We start from the raw sequence: 15,783 nt of genomic DNA, 5'->3' as shown, positions 1-15,783 counted from the left end.
AACTATAGCGAAATGTTAAAAGGTGCCCCTTCAATAAAAACGATACAGGGGTAGGGCGTGAAAAACGCGTCAACTGCATCTGGCAACAGTTTGCCTGATGCTGCGTCGAACGGAGAGCCGACGCTTCAACGGGGGTTGCAAAACCGCCATATTCAATTGATTGCGCTGGGCGGCGCAATTGGTACAGGTCTGTTTCTGGGGATTGGCCCCGCCATTCAAATGGCTGGCCCGGCGGTTCTGCTGGGTTACGGCGTCGCCGGAATTATCGCTTTCCTCATCATGCGCCAGCTGGGTGAAATGGTGGTTGAAGAACCCGTTTCCGGCTCTTTCGCGCATTTTGCATACAAATACTGGGGCCCCTTCGCCGGCTTTCTTTCCGGCTGGAACTACTGGGTTATGTTCGTACTGGTTGGGATGGCGGAGCTGACCGCCGCCGGTATCTATATGCAATACTGGCTTCCCGATGTTCCAACCTGGATCTGGGCCGCCGCGTTCTTCATTATCATCAACGCCGTTAACCTCGTGAACGTGCGCCTGTACGGTGAAACGGAGTTCTGGTTTGCGCTAATCAAAGTGCTGGCGATTATCGGCATGATCGGCTTTGGCCTGTGGATGCTCTTTTCTGGTAACGGGGGAGAACATGCCAGTATCGAGAACCTCTGGCGCTACAACGGCTTTTTCGCTACCGGCTGGAACGGGCTGATCCTCTCTCTGGCGGTGATCATGTTCTCTTTCGGCGGGCTTGAGCTTATTGGGATCACCGCCGCTGAAGCACGCGATCCGCATAAAAGCATTCCAAAAGCGGTGAATCAGGTGGTTTACCGTATTCTGCTGTTTTATATCGGCTCGCTGGTGGTGCTGTTAGCGCTTTATCCGTGGGTGGAAGTGCAATCCAACAGCAGCCCGTTCGTGATGATTTTCCATAATCTCGACAGTAACGTGGTGGCTTCTGCGCTGAACTTTGTCATTCTGGTGGCCTCGCTGTCGGTTTATAACAGCGGCGTCTATTCCAACAGCCGTATGCTGTTCGGTCTTTCCGTTCAGGGAAATGCGCCGAAGTTTTTAACCCGCGTCAGTCGCCGTGGCGTACCGGTGAACTCGTTGGTGCTCTCTGGCGCTATCACCTCGCTGGTGGTACTCATCAACTATCTGCTGCCGCAGAAAGCCTTTGGCTTACTGATGGCGCTGGTGGTCGCCACGCTGCTGCTGAACTGGATTATGATCTGCCTGGCGCACCTGCGTTTTCGCGCGGCGATGCGGCGCAAAGGTCGCGACACGCAGTTCAGGGCGTTGCTGTACCCTGCCGGGAACTACCTGTGCATTGCTTTTCTGGCGATGATTCTGGTTCTGATGTGTACCATTGACGATATGCGCATGTCGGCGATATTGCTGCCGGTATGGATACTGTTCCTGTTCGTTGCCTTTAAATTACTGCGCCGTAAAACCCGTTAATCCTGCTGCCCGGTGGCGTTGCGCTTACCGGGCCTGCACAGCCGCCACCCGCAACATCGCGCGCCGCGCCACACTTCACCTTTATCGTGACTCTCCTCGCAATTCTTATTTGATCCGCAGGATCTTTGTTTTGTAATCGATTACTTTTCATTTTGAGTTTATTTGTAATCGATTACTTTTTAAAGGTGAGGCAAAAAAATGGTGTCGACAACCGAAAGTAGTGGAAAACAGACCGTACAGTACCGGCTGCTGGTGCCGAGACTGTCGTTAATGATGTTCTTACAGTTCTTCATCTGGGGGAGCTGGTCGGTGACGCTGGGGCTGGTGATGACCCAGTACAACATGTCGCTGCTGATTGGCGATGCGTTTTCCGCCGGGCCGATCGCCTCCATCCTGTCGCCGTTTGTACTGGGGATGCTGGTGGATCGCTTCTTTGCGTCGCAAAAAGTGATGGCGGTGATGCATGTGGCGGGGGCGGCGATTCTGTGGTTTGTGCCGCAGGCGCTGGTGGCGCAAAACGGGGCATTGCTCATCGGGCTGCTGTTTGGCTATACGCTGTGCTACATGCCAACGCTGGCGCTGACCAACAACATCGCCTTTCATAGCCTGTCAGATAAAGATAAAACCTTCCCGGTTGTACGCGTGTTCGGCACGATTGGCTGGATTGTGGCCGGTATTTTTATCGGCGTGACGGGGATTTCCGACACCACCGGGATCTTCACGCTTGCCGCGCTCTGCTCTGTGATTCTGGCGCTCTACAGCCTGACGCTGCCGCACACCCCTGCGCCAGCGAAGGGGTTGCCGGTGAAGATACGCGATCTTTTTTGCGCTGATGCGTTTGCATTACTCAAGACCCGCCACTTCTTTGTGTTCTCGCTTTGCGCGACGTTAATCTCCGTGCCGCTGGGAACTTACTACGCCTATACCGCCTCGTTCCTGGCGGATGCTGGCGTGGGCGATGTCAGCACCGCGATGTCATTCGGCCAGATGTCCGAAATTGTCTTTATGCTGGTGATCCCCTTCCTGTTCCGCCGCCTGGGGGTGAAATACATGCTGCTGATCGGGATGTGCGCCTGGTTTGTCCGTTATGCCTTCTTTGCGCTCGGCATCAGCGAAGAGGGGCGCTTCCTGCTCTATCTCGGTATTTTGCTTCATGGCGTGTGCTATGACTTTTTCTTTGTCGTGGGTTTTATCTATACCGACCGCATTGCCGGAGAAAAGGTGAAAGGGCAGGCGCAAAGTATGATCGTCATGTTTACCTATGGCATCGGTATGCTGCTCGGCTCGCAGATCTCCGGCGCGCTGTACAACCGCCTGGTGGCGGGGCAGGCGGTTCCTCAGGCCTGGGTAACGTTCTGGTGGCTCCCGGCAGTGGCCGCTGCGGTGATTGCCGCGATTTTCCTTTTCGCTTTCAAGTATGACGAGAAAGAGCAGGCGTAATTTTCAGGAGGGGTTATGAGAACCATTAAGGGACCGGGTATTTTTCTGGCGCAGTTTATCGGGGGGCAACCCCCGTTTAATACGCTGGAAGGGCTGGCCGGTTGGGCGGCAGGGCTGGGTTATAAGGCCTTGCAGATCCCCTGCAATCATAAAGCGTTGTTTGATGTTGAACAGGCCGCCGTGAGCCAGACCTACTGTGATGATATTCGCGGGATGCTGGCGGATCACGGCCTGGTCATCAGTGAATTATCGACCCATTTTGAAGGTCAACTGATTGCGGTACACCCGGCCTATGATGAGGCGTTTGCCGGTTTTGCGCCGCCGTCGGTGCGCGGAAACCCGCAGGCGCGACAGGCATGGGCGACGCAGACGTTGCAACAGGCTGCCGCCGCTTCGCAAAAACTGGGGCTGACCGCACATGCCACCTTCTCCGGTTCGCTCGCCTGGCCCTATTTTTACCCCTGGCCGCCGCATAATCGTCAGCGTTTTGACGAGGCGTTCAGCGAACTGGCGCGCCGCTGGCGACCGATTCTCGACTGCTTTGATGAGCATGGCGTGGACGTGTGTTATGAGATTCACCCCAGCGAAGATTTGCACGATGGCGTCACGTTCGAGCGTTTTTTAGCGCTGGTCGACGATCATCCGCGTTGCCATATTCTGTACGATCCCAGCCACCTGCTGCTGCAACAGATGGATTATCTGGGTTTTGTGGATGTGTACCACTCGCGCATTAAAGCGTTTCATGTGAAAGATGCCGAGTATCGCGCCAGTAGTCGTAGCGGCGTATACGGCGGGTATCAACCCTGGATTGAACGGGCCGGGCGGTTTCGTTCGCCGGGCGACGGACAGGTGGATTTCAAAACGCTGTTCAGCAAGTTCGCCCAATATGATTACCCCGGCTGGGCGGTACTGGAGTGGGAGTGCTGCCTGAAAGAAGCCGCCACCGGCGCGCGTGAGGGCAGTGAATTTATTCGCCGTCATATTATTCCGGTTTCTGAGCATGCGTTTGATGATTTCGCTGCGGGTGATGAGGTACGTAAATGATTCAGGTTGGCATTATCGGAACCGGGTTTATTGGCCCTGCGCATATTGAAGCCTTGCGCCGACCGGGAAACGTATCGGTGGTTGCGCTTTGCGACAGTTCGCTGGAGAAGGCGCAGGAGAAAGCCCGGGCGTTAAACGTTCCGCACGCTTACGGCAGCGTGGAGGCATTACTGGCGCATCCGGGATTGCAGGTGGTACACAATTGCACGCCGAACTATCTTCATGCCGACATTAATCGCCAGGCGTTGCGGGCGGGGTTGTCTGTGTTCTCCGAAAAACCGCTCTGCATGACGCCGGATGAAGCGCGTGAACTGGCCGCGCTGGCGGAGCAGGCGGGGGTGGTGCATGGCGTGAGTTTTGTCTACCGGCAGTTTGCGATGGTGCAGCAGGCTGCCAGCATGGTACGCGCCGGGAGCATTGGGCGGCAGTTTTCTGTGCAGGGCAGTTATTTGCAGGACTGGATGCTGCTGGAAACCGACTATAACTGGCGCGTAGACCCCGCGCTTGGCGGGGGCTCACGCGCGGTGGCGGATATCGGTTCACACTGGTGCGACACGGTGCAGTTTGTTACCGGAAAGCGGATTGTGGAGGTGATGGCGGATCTTGCCACGGTCTGGCCAACGCGTAAGGCCAGCGTGGAAGGGGGCTCGACGTTTACTCAGCCGCTCACGGAGCGCCAGTGGGTAGATAAACCGGTCAGCACGGAAGACAGAGGCGCGGTGCTGGTGCGTTTTGATGACGGCAGCAAAGGCTGTTTCAGCGTTTCACAGGTGAGCGCCGGGCGGAAAAACCAGCTGACATTTGAGATTAACGGCAGTCACTGTTCGCTGGCCTGGGATCAGGAAGTGCCGCAGCAGTTGTGGATCGGCCACCGGCAGCAGGCGAATCAGATCCTGACGGACGACCCCGGATTAATGAACGCGGATGTGGCTGGCAGCGCGCACTTTCCCGGTGGGCATATTGAGGGCTGGCCGGATGCCTTTAAAAACATGATGCAGCAGTTTTATCTTGCGGTGCAGGCAGGAAAAATGCCCGCGCCGGAGGTGCGTCGTTTTGCCTCGTTCGCGGACGGTGCTGACGTGATGTATATCATTGACGCCATTGTGAAAAGCCATCAACACCAGCGGTGGGTGAGCGTGATGCGGTAAACCTTCGCCCGGTTCGCCGGAGGGCGATTTTATGGTAGCCTCAACACAAAGCGCAAACCGCAGGATGTGTCGCCGTTATGTCTATTCAAAAAATCGCCCAGCTCGCCGGTGTGTCGGTGGCGACGGTATCACGCGTGCTCAATAACAGTGATACCGTCAAAGCCAAAAACCGCGAGCGCGTGCTGCAAGCCATCAAGGAAAGTAACTATCAGCCCAACCTGCTGGCGCGCCAGCTTCGCACCGCGCGCAGCTCAATGATTCTGGTGATGGTTTCAAATATTGCGAACCCTTTTTGCGCAGAAGTGGTGAAGGGCATTGAAGAAGAGGCAGAGAAAAACGGATATCGCATTCTGCTGTGTAATTCAGGCTCGGATATGGCGCGTTCAAAATCGGCGCTGAAACTGCTCTCGGGGAAAATTGTCGATGGCATTATCACTATGGACGCGTTTTCAAAATTACCGGAGCTGACCACCATGATCGGCGATGCGCCGTGGGTGCAGTGCGCGGAATACGCCGATAAAGGCGCGGTCTCCTGTGTGGGGATTAATGACGTTGATGCCGCACAGTCGGTCATCTCCCATCTGGTCGAAAAGGGGTATCAGCGGATTGCGCTGATCAACCATGACTTAAGCTATAAATATGCGCGTCTGAGGGAGCGGGGGTATAAGGCGGCGCTTCATGCCTGGTCTCTGGATTATCAGGCGGTAGAGTATGCCAGCGAACTGAGTTCCAGCGCCGGAATGGCGGCGATGGACGTTTTGCTGGCGGCAGAAACGCGCCCGGATGCGGTTTTTGCGGTATCGGATACCCTGGCGGCAGGCGCCATGCGCGCCATTGCCAACGCTGGATTGCGCATCCCGCAGGATATCGCCGTCGTGGGTTTTGACGGTACGGAGCTGGCGGAGATGGTCTCCCCGCAGCTGACCACTATCGAGCAGCCTTCCCGCGATATTGGCCGTAAAGCGGTCGGGCTGCTGCTGAACCGGATTGAACACCCGGATGCGTCAACCGAAAGGGTGATGATGGACTGGCGCTATATTTCCCGCGCCAGTACCTGATATTAGCGCTGAAACGCCCCGGACAGCGCGCGAATATCGTTTCCTGTAGGGGACTGGTGAATCCGTAAGCCAAACTCTTCGACCACGGCAAAAATGTGGTCGAAAATATCGGCCTGAATACTTTCATATTCCAGCCACACCACGGTATTGGTAAACGCGTAAATCTCAATGGGTAAACCCTGATCGTCCGGCGCAAGCTGGCGTACCATCATGGTCATATCTTTGCGGATACGCGGATGGTGGCGTAAATATTCATTCAGGTAGGCGCGGAAAGTGCCAATATTGGTCATCCGACGATGATTGAGTACGGATTCCGGCGCAGTCTGCTGTTGGTTCCATTCCTGGATTTCCTGATGACGGGTGGTTAAATAGGGCTTTAACAAATGCGCTTTATATAAACGCTGCTGCTCATCCTCATCAAGAAAATGAATGCTGGTGGCGTCGATACTGATGCTGCGTTTAATTCGGCGACCGCCAGAGGCGGACATGCCGCTCCAGTTTTTGAAAGAGTCCGAAACCAGGGACCAGGTGGGGATGGTGGTAATGGTATTATCCCAGTTACGCACTTTCACGGTGGTTAAGCCGATATCGATCACCGCGCCGTCCGCGCCGTATTTCGGCATTTCCAGCCAGTCGCCCAGCTTCAGCATATCGTTCGCTGAAAGCTGTATACCCGCGACCAGACCGAGAATGGGGTCTTTAAACACCAGCATTAAGACGGCGGCCATCGCGCCGAGACCGCTAATGAGAATGGCCGGAGACTGACCTATCAGCAGGGAGATCATCAAAATACCGATGATAATGGCGCCGATGAGTTTGATGCCCTGGAATATCCCTTTCAGCGGAAGCTGAGAGGCCGCCGGGAATTTTTGCGACAGGTTGAGAATAACATCCAGTAACGAAAAGACGGACAACAGGGCATACATCATGATCCACAGTTGTGCGCAGGTGGTTAATATCTCAGCCGCCTCAGTCCCCTTTTGTAGCCAGAGCACAGCCTGAATATTGACGATAATCCCCTGGAGCGTAAACGCCAGGCGGTGAAATAATTTATTCTGGGTAATGATTTGCAGCCACAGGCGTGAACTGGCGCTGGCGCGCTTTTCAAAGGCTCGCAGCACCACCCAATGCAAAATAATATGCACAATGATGGCAGTGAGAAAAATAATGCCAAAAATCATCACCAGCGAAGTGGTGTGATTCATTTCGATCCCGAGTTCTTCTACCTGAGATATTAATTCCTGCATAACGTCTCCTTTATAAACAGCGGTCTATGATGACCGCTGTGCGGATATTATGCAAATTGCGCGGCGCAGGTTTGCTATTTTGACGCCATACAGGGGCGGGTTGCATTGATATTCAATGCTCGGCGAAACCATAATGTCGCCAGAACCAGACTGAGCATCATGGCGGCTTCGACGGCCAGAAAACCGATCACCGACTGCGTATAATCGCCGTGACTATTGTGTTGCAGATGCAAAAATAACGCCCCCAGCACCGCCGGGCCAAGCCCCAATGTGGCTTGCTGCAACGTGCTTAAAATGGCGCTTCCGGCTCCGGCATCCTGTGTGCTGATATCGCGCATGCCGATACGATAAAAGCTGTTCACGATCAGCGCCTGTCCATAACCTATCAGGGCCGTTGCCGGCGCCAGCGCGAAGGTGGATGTTTGCATACCCGAATGCCAGAAGGTCATCATTAACCCGGCTAAGCCGACTATCTGAATCGCCAGACCCATCAACAGAATACGCCCCATGCTGTAGCGCGCAATCAATCGCGGTGCGTAGCAGGCCGAGATGAAATAGGCCGCGCCGAGGGCGATAAAGCTGTTGCCGGATTCCCACGGCGCCATCCCCAGACCCATTTGCAGAGTCAGCGCCATACAGAACATAAAACCTGACCATGCGCTAAAAAACAGCAATGCGATCAGAATGCCGAAGCGGATGCTGGTCAGCCGTAACAGGCGCGGCGGCAGAAGCGGGTGCTGGTGGCGCAGTTCCTGCCGGAGCGCATTTTTACGCATCCACCATCCCAGCGGGAGAATGGCAAATAGCGCCGCCTGAGTCTGCCAGGGCCAGCCGGTTTCTGGCCCCAGCGCCATAGGAAAAAGCAGGCAGCAGAGGATGGCGGCCAGACAGACGGTGCCCAACCAGTCGATGTCGGCGCGGGTTTCGCTGGCCGTTTCGGGAACGTAGCGGCGGCTGAATGCCAGTACCAGAAGGCAGACCGGGACATTAATAAAAAATGCGTTGCGCCAGCCAAGCCCGGCGATATCCGCCGAGACCAGCCAGCCGCCGCCCATTTGACCGACGATAAAGGCAATGCCGCCAATACCGCCATACAAACTGATGGCCTTTGCGTGCGCGCTTCCTTTTAGCGTGACGTGAAGCGTGGCGAGAATTTGCGGCACGATCAACGCCGTGCCAGCCCCCTGCAAAATACGGGCGCCCAGCAGCATGTGAATAGAGTTCGCCAGACCGCAGAGCAGGGAGGCGACGCCAAAGAATGCGACTCCCCACATAAACAGGCGGCGGCGACCGTAGTTATCGCCGAGCTTGCTCCCCAGCGCCAGACAGACCGCGAACGTTATCCCATAGAGGGCGACAATTAACTCCAGTTGCGTCGTCGTCGCCTGCAAAGACCGGGTGATGGACTCCAGGGCGACGTTGGTAATCGATGTATCAATAAGCGGCAGCATTTGGCCTGTCAGCAAGAGCGATAGCCCGGTGCGACTGAGTGAAACGGCTGACGTATTCATGGTAACTCCATTGCGTCATTCAACAGATGGACGTAGCATTACTGAAGAATTAAACGGGTACCAGTTCCTGGTTATACTGGTATTGGTACTACCATGCTGGAGATAATATGACGGTGATGACGCGACGTGAGCCCACGGTGATGCAACCCGCAGACAACCGGAAGCAGCTCGGCGCATTTTTACGCGCCCGGCGGGAAAGCCTCGATCCGCAACGTATGGGGCTGCCGCGCGTCGGTCGGCGGCGAACGCCCGGTCTGCGCCGCGAAGAGGTGGCGATGCTGGCGGAAGTTGGCGTGACCTGGTACACCTGGCTGGAACAGGGGCGGGAGGTGAATCCCTCTGAGTCGGTACTGGTTGGCGTTGCGAATGCGCTGCAATGCAGCCCGCTGGAAACCCGACACCTGTTTGTACTGGCCGGGCTGACGCCGCCGGAATCGACGCAGATCACCGTGTGCGAGGGGATCAGTGCGGGAACCCGCCGTATGCTTGACAGCCTGATGCCGCAGCCAGCCAGCATTCAGAAACCCAATTTTGATATTGTGGCGTGGAATGAGAGTTTTTGTCGGCTGATGGGCGTGGATTTTGCCACGATCCCGGATGACGATCGCAACTGTATTTACCTCTACCTCACCAACGAAACCTGGCGCAGTCGCATAGAAAACCGCGACGTGCTGCCGACGTTTGTCTCTTATTTTCGTGCGGCAATGGCGGAACACCGTGGCGATCCGGGGTGGGAAAATAAACTGGCGCGCTTTTTCGCCGCATCTTCCGAGTTTGAAGCGTTATGGCATCAGCGTTATGAGGTGCGTGGCGTGGAAAACCAGGTGAAGAATTTTCTCCATCCCCGGTTAGGGCGTTTTAGTTTGCAGCAGATGTACTGGTATTCCGCCCCGCGTAACGGCTCCCGGTTGTTGGTGTATTTACCGATGGATGAGGCCGGAGAACAGGCGCTGGCGTGGCTGGATAAGCAGTAAAATGCCCGGTGGCGCTATGCTTACCGGGCCTACAATAGCGTATGCTCCGTAGGCCGGATAAGGCGCAGCCGCCATCCGGCATTGCGCCCGGTGGCGCTACGCTTACCGGGCCTACAATAACGTGTGCACCGTAGGCCGGATAAGGCGCAGCCGCCATCCGGCATAATGCCCGGTGGCGCTGCGCTTACCGGGCCTACAATAATGTGTGCTCTGTAGGCCGGATAAGGCGCAGCCGCCATCCGGCATAACAAGAAATCAGACTTCCGTCAGGGTGGTTTCCTGCGGCAGGCGGGATTTCGGCAGCGCAGCGTTAAAATCTTCTACGCTGTGATGGCCGACAGGCACCACGACCAGGCTGGTATAACCTTTTTCTTTCAGGCCAAATTCAGCGTCAAGAACCGCGGCGTCGAAGCCTTCAATCGGTACGGCGTCCAGACCCATCGCGGCGACGCCCAGCAGGAAGTTGCCAACGTTCAGGTATACCTGTTTCGCCATCCACTGATCGTCATCTTTCAGGTCGCGGCGGTGCAGATCCGCGAAAAAGCGACGGCCTTTGTTATTTGCCGCTTTGGCTTCCGGCGTGGCAAAACGGCCATCGGCATCTTCCTGATCGACAACGCGATCCAGCCAGGCGTCGTCCATTGCGGTTTTTGCGCAAAACACGACGACATGGGAAGCATCCAGCATTTTGCGCTCGTTAAATACGAAATTACCGGCGGCGGATTTCGCAACGCGCGCTTTCCCTTCTTCGGTACTGGCGACGATGAAATGCCACGGCTGAGAGTTGGTGCTGGAAGGGCTATATTGCAGCAATGTTTTGAGTTTTTCCGCTTCGTCTGCGGTCAGTTGTTTGCTGGGATCGAACGCCTTAGTGGAGTAGCGTTTTAAGGCGACAGAAACGATATCCATAAATACTCCTGATGTTTTTTAATACCCTGCGGGTGCGTTTTCGTGCCAGCAGGGTACAGGGTTAGCGCATAAAAGATAAGAGAGAAAAGTGCGAAAACACTTATCGATATCAACGATAAATCAGGTGGGGCGCAGACGTTTTTGATCTTTTTTAGCCAGACCATCCACCACCAGATTCCAGGAGTCGCCGATCAGGTCGGCAAGCAGCGACGGCGTGATATCGTCTCCTGCGTAAACGGAAATCCAGTGTTTTTTGTTCATGTGGTAACCGGGTTCAATACTGCGATAAATCTGCTGATTTAACAGGGATTTCTGTGGATCGGACTTCAGGTTCACAAACCGACGGCCGCGTTGTTCTGAAACGATCATGAATATCTTGCCGCCGACTTTAAAGACATCAAACTCCGGGCCGAACGGCCAGCAGTGTTCGGTGAAAGGCAGTTCGAGCGCGATGCGTTTCGCACAACGATGCAGCGTCTGGCCGTCCATTATTTTTCCTCGCGGGTGAGGGCGCGCCACATCGCTTCAAAACCCAGCGAGATGTACTCATTTGCGTGGGCCGGATCGCGGGCGGCAAATTCCATCGTGGTTTCCGCCAGGGTGAGGAACAGGGCATCGCCAAAGGCGCGGTATTCGTCAGACATGAAAATGGGCAGAACCGAACGATGGCAGAGATCGCGCAGTTCCGGGAACATATCGTCTGCCAGTTGCTCGGTTTCTTTCGTGATTTTCTCACTAACCGCAAGCTGGCGGATGGTGCGGTGCCCGTTAGTGTTGTTCAGACCCCAGTTGATGTAGCTGTTCCAGATAAAGTGCGTCATGGTCCTGGTGTCGGTGATTGAGCGGTCCAGATTCGCCATCATCGACTGGCAGAGATCCTGCTTCAAATGCAGATAAAGCTCGTTGATTAAGTCATCTTTTGTCGCGAAATAGCGAAACAATGTTCCCTCAGCAACACCTGCGTTGCGAGCAATGACGGCGGTGGAGGCGGCAATGCCGGATTGCGCGATCGCTTTTGTTGCGGCTTCCAGTAACGCCAGTTTTTTGTCTTCACTCTTCGGACGAGCCACTACACTTTACCCTTAATGATGTAAAAAACATGATTGAAACACGCTCTTTGCAGCGCCGCAACGGTGAATGTCAAAGATTGAAAATCATCTTGACGAGATTCCTTCTCTTTCTATAATGAGTGCTTACTCACTCATAATCAAGTGACAGTCGCGCAAACCAGCGGAAAGGGGCGCGTTTTCGGATCAGGATATGAAGCGTCTCACAATTTGTGTGGTTGTTATTATGCTTATTGCTTCTACAGCGAGTCTGCCGTTTGTCCTTAACGCCGGGTTTGGTCAGGTGCCGCAGGGCGCTCAACTGAGCCTGGTGGAACAGTCTCCACACTATCGTGATGGACAGTTTCATAATCAATTACCCACTCCCGGTTACACCGGGGATAAGGGGATGCTCGCCGCATGGTGGGAGTTTCTGGTCGCTAAACGTGAAAACGCGCGGCCTGCCCAACCGTTGCCGCTGGTAAACACCGATCTCGCCAGCGTACCGCGCGATCGGGACACGCTCATCTGGCTGGGCCATTCCTCCTGGTATCTGCAACTGGCGGGAAAACGCATTCTGATCGACCCGGTATTCAGCAGCTATGCCGCGCCGTTTTCGTTTCTGAATAAAGCCTTTGCCGGAGACTACCCCTGGACGGCGCAAAATATGCCGGAGATCGACCTGCTGATCATCTCGCACGATCACTATGACCATCTGGACTACGCCACCATCAAAGCGCTGATGCCGAAGATTAAGCGAGTCATTACGCCGCTGGGTGTGGGATCGCATTTGCGCTACTGGGGCATGAATGGCGGGATTATCGACGAGCGCGACTGGAACCAGTCCGTCAGGATCGATGACGCGCTGCTGATCCACGTCCTGCCCGCGCGCCATTTTTCTGGTCGGGGGCTCAAACGTAACCAGACGCTGTGGGCGAGTTTTATGTTTGAGACGCCTGAACAGAAGGTTTATTACAGCGGGGACTCCGGTTACGGGCCGCATTTTAAGGCGATTGGAGAACAGTTCGGCTCAGTCGATCTGGCCATCATGGAAAACGGTCAGTACGACCGGGACTGGCGATACATTCACATGATGCCGGAAGAGACCGCGCAGGCGGCGCAGGACCTGCGCGCAAAAGCGATTTTACCCGGTCATGCCGGGCGTTTTGTCCTGGCGAAACACAGCTGGGACGATCCGTATAAACGTCTGGCGCTGGCGAGTCGTCATAAACGCTACCGTCTGCTGACGCCGACGCTGGGAGAACCGGTGATGTTGGCCGATCCGACCCAGCAGTTTACGGCCTGGTGGGAATAAGCGACCATTTTTCGGAGGGGGAGAGCACGATGACCATTTCCGCTCAGGTAATCGACACTATTGTCGAGTGGATTGATGATAATTTAAATCAACCGTTGCGCATTGATGATATTGCCCGCCACGCCGGGTACTCCAAATGGCATCTGCAACGCCTGTTTATGCAGTACAAAGGGGAGAGTCTGGGGCGCTATATCCGGGAGCGTAAGCTGCGGCTGGCGGCGCGTGATTTACGCGATACCGACCAAAGGGTGTATGACATCTGCCTGAAGTACGGTTTTGATTCGCAGCAGACCTTTACGCGGATCTTCACCCGAACCTTTAATCAGCCGCCGGGCGCCTACCGTAAAGAGAATCACAGCCGTACGCACTGAGTTTCCCCGGCAGCGCCTGGCTGCCGGGAATCTTTCTTACCAGGAATAGCTCACTGTTGCCGTAACCGTACGACCTACGCCATAGAAGCAGGCGGTGTCGCTGGCGCAAGAGGCCACGTATTTCGTATCGGCGATATTATTGACATTAAACTGTACGGCTGCGCCTTTCAGGCTGCTGTTCAGTTCTCCCAGTTCGTAGCTCACCATCGCGTCATACAGATCCACCGCCGGCACTTTAAAGGTGTTTTTCGCATCGCCGTAGCTGGTGCCGATGTAGCGTACGCCCACGCCGGTCGTCAGGCTTTTCAGCGGGCCGCCGGGGAAGGTATAACTGGCGAAGGCGGAAGCCATGTGGGCAGGAATACGGGCAGGCGTTTTCCCTTCCGTACCCGCTACCGTGGTGTTGACGGTTTCCGCATCCGTGTAGGTATACGAGCCAATCAGGTTGACGCTATCCCACAGTGAAGAGTGAATTTCCGCTTCCACGCCTTTGGAACGCACTTCCCCTGCGTTTTCGAACCAGCCCAGCGTGCTGTTATAAGTGGACACATTGCTCTGTTTGAGATCGTATAACGCCAGCGACATCAGCGTGTTATCCACCGGCTGATACTTCACGCCCACTTCGGTTTGTTTACCGGTAGTGGGTTTAAACGGCGCGCTGCCCGGCGCGCGGTTGGTTTGCAGATTAGGTTCATACGAGGTGCTGTAGCTGATGTACGGCGAGAGGCCGAAATCAAAGGCATACAGCAAGCCGGTACGCCAGGTGAACTTGTTGTCGTTCTGCTGCGTTTTCTCACTGTTGATGTAATCGGTGGTGCGAACTTCCGTCCAGTCATAGCGCCCGGAGAGCAGCAGCTCCCAGTTGTTCCAGCTCATCTGATCCTGCAAATAGAGGCCCATCTGATCGAGGTTCTGCTGTTCGTGGCTGGCGGGGCTGAAGGTGCTTTCATCGACGTTTACGCCATAAACCGGGTGCGTCCAGTCCATATCGTACTGCGAGCCGGAACCGCGCATTAACAGTTGCTTGTCGTTGCTGGACTTGTAATCCAGCCCGCCGAGCAGCGTATGGTTCATCTGCGCGGTCGCAAACTGTGCTTCCAGTTGGTTATCAATGCCAAACTCATTGGTCGTGCGCTCCTCATGCTGGGCGCGACGGCTGAGCAGCGTGCTTTCCGGTTTGCTGTTGAAGTAAACCAGATAGCGGTATTTTTGCTTGATGCTGGCATAGCGGGCATTCTGGCGGAAGGTCATCATGTCATTGAACTGATGTTCAAACTCATAACCCACCATCGTCTGCTCACGCCATGACTGATCGTAATCAGGATCGCTGACGTTAAAATCGAGCGGAATATATTTTCCGTTAGCGCTGGTGACGGTGCCGTAAGCAGGCAGGAAGTTACGGTAGCCCGCATCGGGATCTTTCTGGTAGCTGGTCAGCAGCGTGAAACGGGTCTGATCGTTTGGATACCAGGTGATAGCCGGAGCAATTGCGACGCGCGAATCTTTATAGTCTTCAACCTGGTTATGCTGAGTGCGGGCGATCCCGTTCAGGCGATACAGTACCCGGCCGTCATCGCTCAGCGGGCCGCCGAAATCAAATGCGCCTTCCGCCAGATCGCGATTACCGGTGCTGAACTGAACCTTATGAATCGGTTCGCTGGTAGGGCGTTTGCTGGTCATGCTGATAAGCCCGCCGGGGTTCACCTGGCCAAACAGAACCGAAGCCGGGCCGCGTACCAGCTCTACCCGCTCCAGCAGCCACGGATCAACGGTGCCGGTTTGCGATGACGCCGTTGCGCCAAAGCTCAGACCATCAAGGAATTTAGGAACGTAGCTGAAGCCGCGTACAAACACTTCATCGTTACGGTTGGATGAGCCGCGATACTCCGTAAATGCCCCGGCGGTGTAGCGCAACGCCTGGGAGACGGAGGTGGCGTCCAGCGCGTCCATCTGGTCACGGGTAACGACGGAGACGGACTGCGGCGTTTTCACCAGCTCCGCGGAGGTTTTGGTTGCCGACAGGGTTTTGGTCGCCACCATTCCCTTCACCGGCGCAGTGGGTTCCTGGCTGACGCCTTGCGTCACCAGAATGGTCTCCTCCTGCGTTTTGGCAAACGTCGTCGTACTGACGGTCGCCAGGCTGAGAACCCAGAGCTGCATTATCTTGTTATTTTTAAATATCATTTAGCATCCTTTTCTATGCCATACCTGAAATTGTCCGGTCGTCCTGTCAGACAAATGCCGGACTGCCATCCTCATTAAACGCGA

General features: G+C 55.3%; 14 protein-coding genes. 8 read left to right on the top strand and 6 right to left on the bottom strand.

What is annotated here, in order from left to right:
• The first annotated feature begins 57 nt into the window (after positions 1-57).
• The 5 genes from pheP to OGW17_RS15385 all read left to right on the top strand — a co-directional run bounded on the left by pheP (position 58) and on the right by OGW17_RS15385 (position 6,142).
• The gene (gene pheP, locus OGW17_RS15405; RefSeq protein ID WP_049010305.1) at positions 58-1,452 is read left to right on the top strand and encodes a phenylalanine transporter; all 1,395 of its coding nucleotides are present in this window, start codon (positions 58-60) and stop codon (positions 1,450-1,452) included.
• 198 nt (positions 1,453-1,650) lie between these two features.
• Complete coding sequence (locus OGW17_RS15400) at positions 1,651-2,892, top strand: MFS transporter (protein ID WP_049010302.1); 1,242 nt, start codon at positions 1,651-1,653, stop codon at positions 2,890-2,892.
• A 15-nt stretch (positions 2,893-2,907) separates the two neighbouring features.
• Positions 2,908-3,936 carry a sugar phosphate isomerase/epimerase family protein gene (locus OGW17_RS15395; protein WP_071259819.1) on the top strand — a complete coding sequence of 343 codons (1,029 nt, stop codon included), beginning with the start codon at positions 2,908-2,910 and terminating at the stop codon, positions 3,934-3,936.
• Positions 3,933-5,084, top strand: coding sequence for a Gfo/Idh/MocA family protein (locus OGW17_RS15390; RefSeq protein WP_071259817.1), 1,152 nt, complete (start codon positions 3,933-3,935; stop codon positions 5,082-5,084). The genes OGW17_RS15395 and OGW17_RS15390 overlap by 4 nt, the downstream gene beginning before the upstream one ends.
• A gap of 77 nt (positions 5,085-5,161) precedes the next feature.
• A complete protein-coding gene (locus tag OGW17_RS15385; protein ID WP_071259815.1) occupies positions 5,162-6,142 on the top strand; it encodes a LacI family DNA-binding transcriptional regulator in 981 nt (326 codons plus the stop codon).
• A 2-nt stretch (positions 6,143-6,144) separates the two neighbouring features.
• Here OGW17_RS15385 and OGW17_RS15380 read toward each other — a convergent pair whose 3' ends face one another.
• Positions 6,145-7,389, bottom strand: coding sequence for a mechanosensitive ion channel family protein (locus OGW17_RS15380; protein WP_012133427.1), 1,245 nt, complete (start codon positions 7,387-7,389; stop codon positions 6,145-6,147).
• Between the two features lie 74 nt (positions 7,390-7,463).
• The gene (locus OGW17_RS15375) at positions 7,464-8,900 is read right to left on the bottom strand and encodes an MFS transporter (RefSeq protein ID WP_071259813.1); all 1,437 of its coding nucleotides are present in this window, start codon (positions 8,898-8,900) and stop codon (positions 7,464-7,466) included.
• A 107-nt stretch (positions 8,901-9,007) separates the two neighbouring features.
• On the opposite strand from OGW17_RS15375, the gene OGW17_RS15370 reads away from it, so the two are divergent.
• Complete coding sequence (locus tag OGW17_RS15370; protein WP_049010291.1) at positions 9,008-9,874, top strand: helix-turn-helix transcriptional regulator; 867 nt, start codon at positions 9,008-9,010, stop codon at positions 9,872-9,874.
• A gap of 255 nt (positions 9,875-10,129) precedes the next feature.
• On the opposite strand, the gene nfsB is transcribed toward OGW17_RS15370, so the two are convergent.
• The 3 genes from nfsB to OGW17_RS15355 form a co-directional block, all read right to left on the bottom strand.
• Positions 10,130-10,783, bottom strand: a complete 654-nt coding sequence (gene nfsB / locus OGW17_RS15365; RefSeq protein ID WP_047458272.1) for an oxygen-insensitive NAD(P)H nitroreductase — start codon at positions 10,781-10,783, stop codon at positions 10,130-10,132.
• Between the two features lie 120 nt (positions 10,784-10,903).
• On the bottom strand, positions 10,904-11,272 hold the full coding sequence (locus OGW17_RS15360; protein WP_058668738.1) for an MmcQ/YjbR family DNA-binding protein: 369 nt from the start codon (positions 11,270-11,272) through the stop codon (positions 10,904-10,906).
• Positions 11,272-11,853: a TetR/AcrR family transcriptional regulator gene (locus OGW17_RS15355; RefSeq protein WP_012133421.1), complete on the bottom strand. Its 582-nt coding sequence runs from the start codon at positions 11,851-11,853 to the stop codon at positions 11,272-11,274. The genes OGW17_RS15360 and OGW17_RS15355 overlap by 1 nt, the downstream gene beginning before the upstream one ends.
• Before the next feature lie 190 nt (positions 11,854-12,043).
• On the opposite strand from OGW17_RS15355, the gene OGW17_RS15350 reads away from it, so the two are divergent.
• Positions 12,044-13,144 (top strand): MBL fold metallo-hydrolase, encoded by a 1,101-nt coding sequence (locus OGW17_RS15350; protein WP_012133420.1) that lies wholly within the window; start codon positions 12,044-12,046, stop codon positions 13,142-13,144.
• 29 nt (positions 13,145-13,173) lie between these two features.
• Positions 13,174-13,515, top strand: coding sequence for a RamA family antibiotic efflux transcriptional regulator (locus OGW17_RS15345; protein ID WP_024130566.1), 342 nt, complete (start codon positions 13,174-13,176; stop codon positions 13,513-13,515).
• A 36-nt stretch (positions 13,516-13,551) separates the two neighbouring features.
• Here OGW17_RS15345 and OGW17_RS15340 read toward each other — a convergent pair whose 3' ends face one another.
• Positions 13,552-15,696, bottom strand: a complete 2,145-nt coding sequence (locus OGW17_RS15340) for a TonB-dependent siderophore receptor (protein ID WP_060815872.1) — start codon at positions 15,694-15,696, stop codon at positions 13,552-13,554.
• Between the last annotated feature and the right edge of the window lie 87 nt (positions 15,697-15,783).

Source organism: Citrobacter sp. CK181, from assembly GCF_030333595.1.
Lineage (GTDB): Bacteria > Pseudomonadota > Gammaproteobacteria > Enterobacterales > Enterobacteriaceae > Citrobacter_B > Citrobacter_B koseri.
Note: the sequence above shows the minus strand (reverse complement) of the source record. Positions and strands in the feature narration are given on the sequence as shown.

Coding starts and splice junctions, on each gene's coding strand:
- OGW17_RS15385 (WP_071259815.1), top strand. CDS start 5,162: ATGTCTATTCAAAAAATCGCCCAGCTCGCCGGTGTGTCGGTGGCGACG.
- OGW17_RS15375 (WP_071259813.1), bottom strand. CDS start 8,900: ATGAATACGTCAGCCGTTTCACTCAGTCGCACCGGGCTATCGCTCTTG.
- OGW17_RS15400 (WP_049010302.1), top strand. CDS start 1,651: ATGGTGTCGACAACCGAAAGTAGTGGAAAACAGACCGTACAGTACCGG.
- OGW17_RS15345 (WP_024130566.1), top strand. CDS start 13,174: ATGACCATTTCCGCTCAGGTAATCGACACTATTGTCGAGTGGATTGAT.
- OGW17_RS15350 (WP_012133420.1), top strand. CDS start 12,044: ATGAAGCGTCTCACAATTTGTGTGGTTGTTATTATGCTTATTGCTTCT.
- nfsB (WP_047458272.1), bottom strand. CDS start 10,783: ATGGATATCGTTTCTGTCGCCTTAAAACGCTACTCCACTAAGGCGTTC.
- OGW17_RS15380 (WP_012133427.1), bottom strand. CDS start 7,389: ATGCAGGAATTAATATCTCAGGTAGAAGAACTCGGGATCGAAATGAAT.
- OGW17_RS15390 (WP_071259817.1), top strand. CDS start 3,933: ATGATTCAGGTTGGCATTATCGGAACCGGGTTTATTGGCCCTGCGCAT.
- OGW17_RS15395 (WP_071259819.1), top strand. CDS start 2,908: ATGAGAACCATTAAGGGACCGGGTATTTTTCTGGCGCAGTTTATCGGG.
- OGW17_RS15360 (WP_058668738.1), bottom strand. CDS start 11,272: ATGGACGGCCAGACGCTGCATCGTTGTGCGAAACGCATCGCGCTCGAA.
- OGW17_RS15370 (WP_049010291.1), top strand. CDS start 9,008: ATGACGGTGATGACGCGACGTGAGCCCACGGTGATGCAACCCGCAGAC.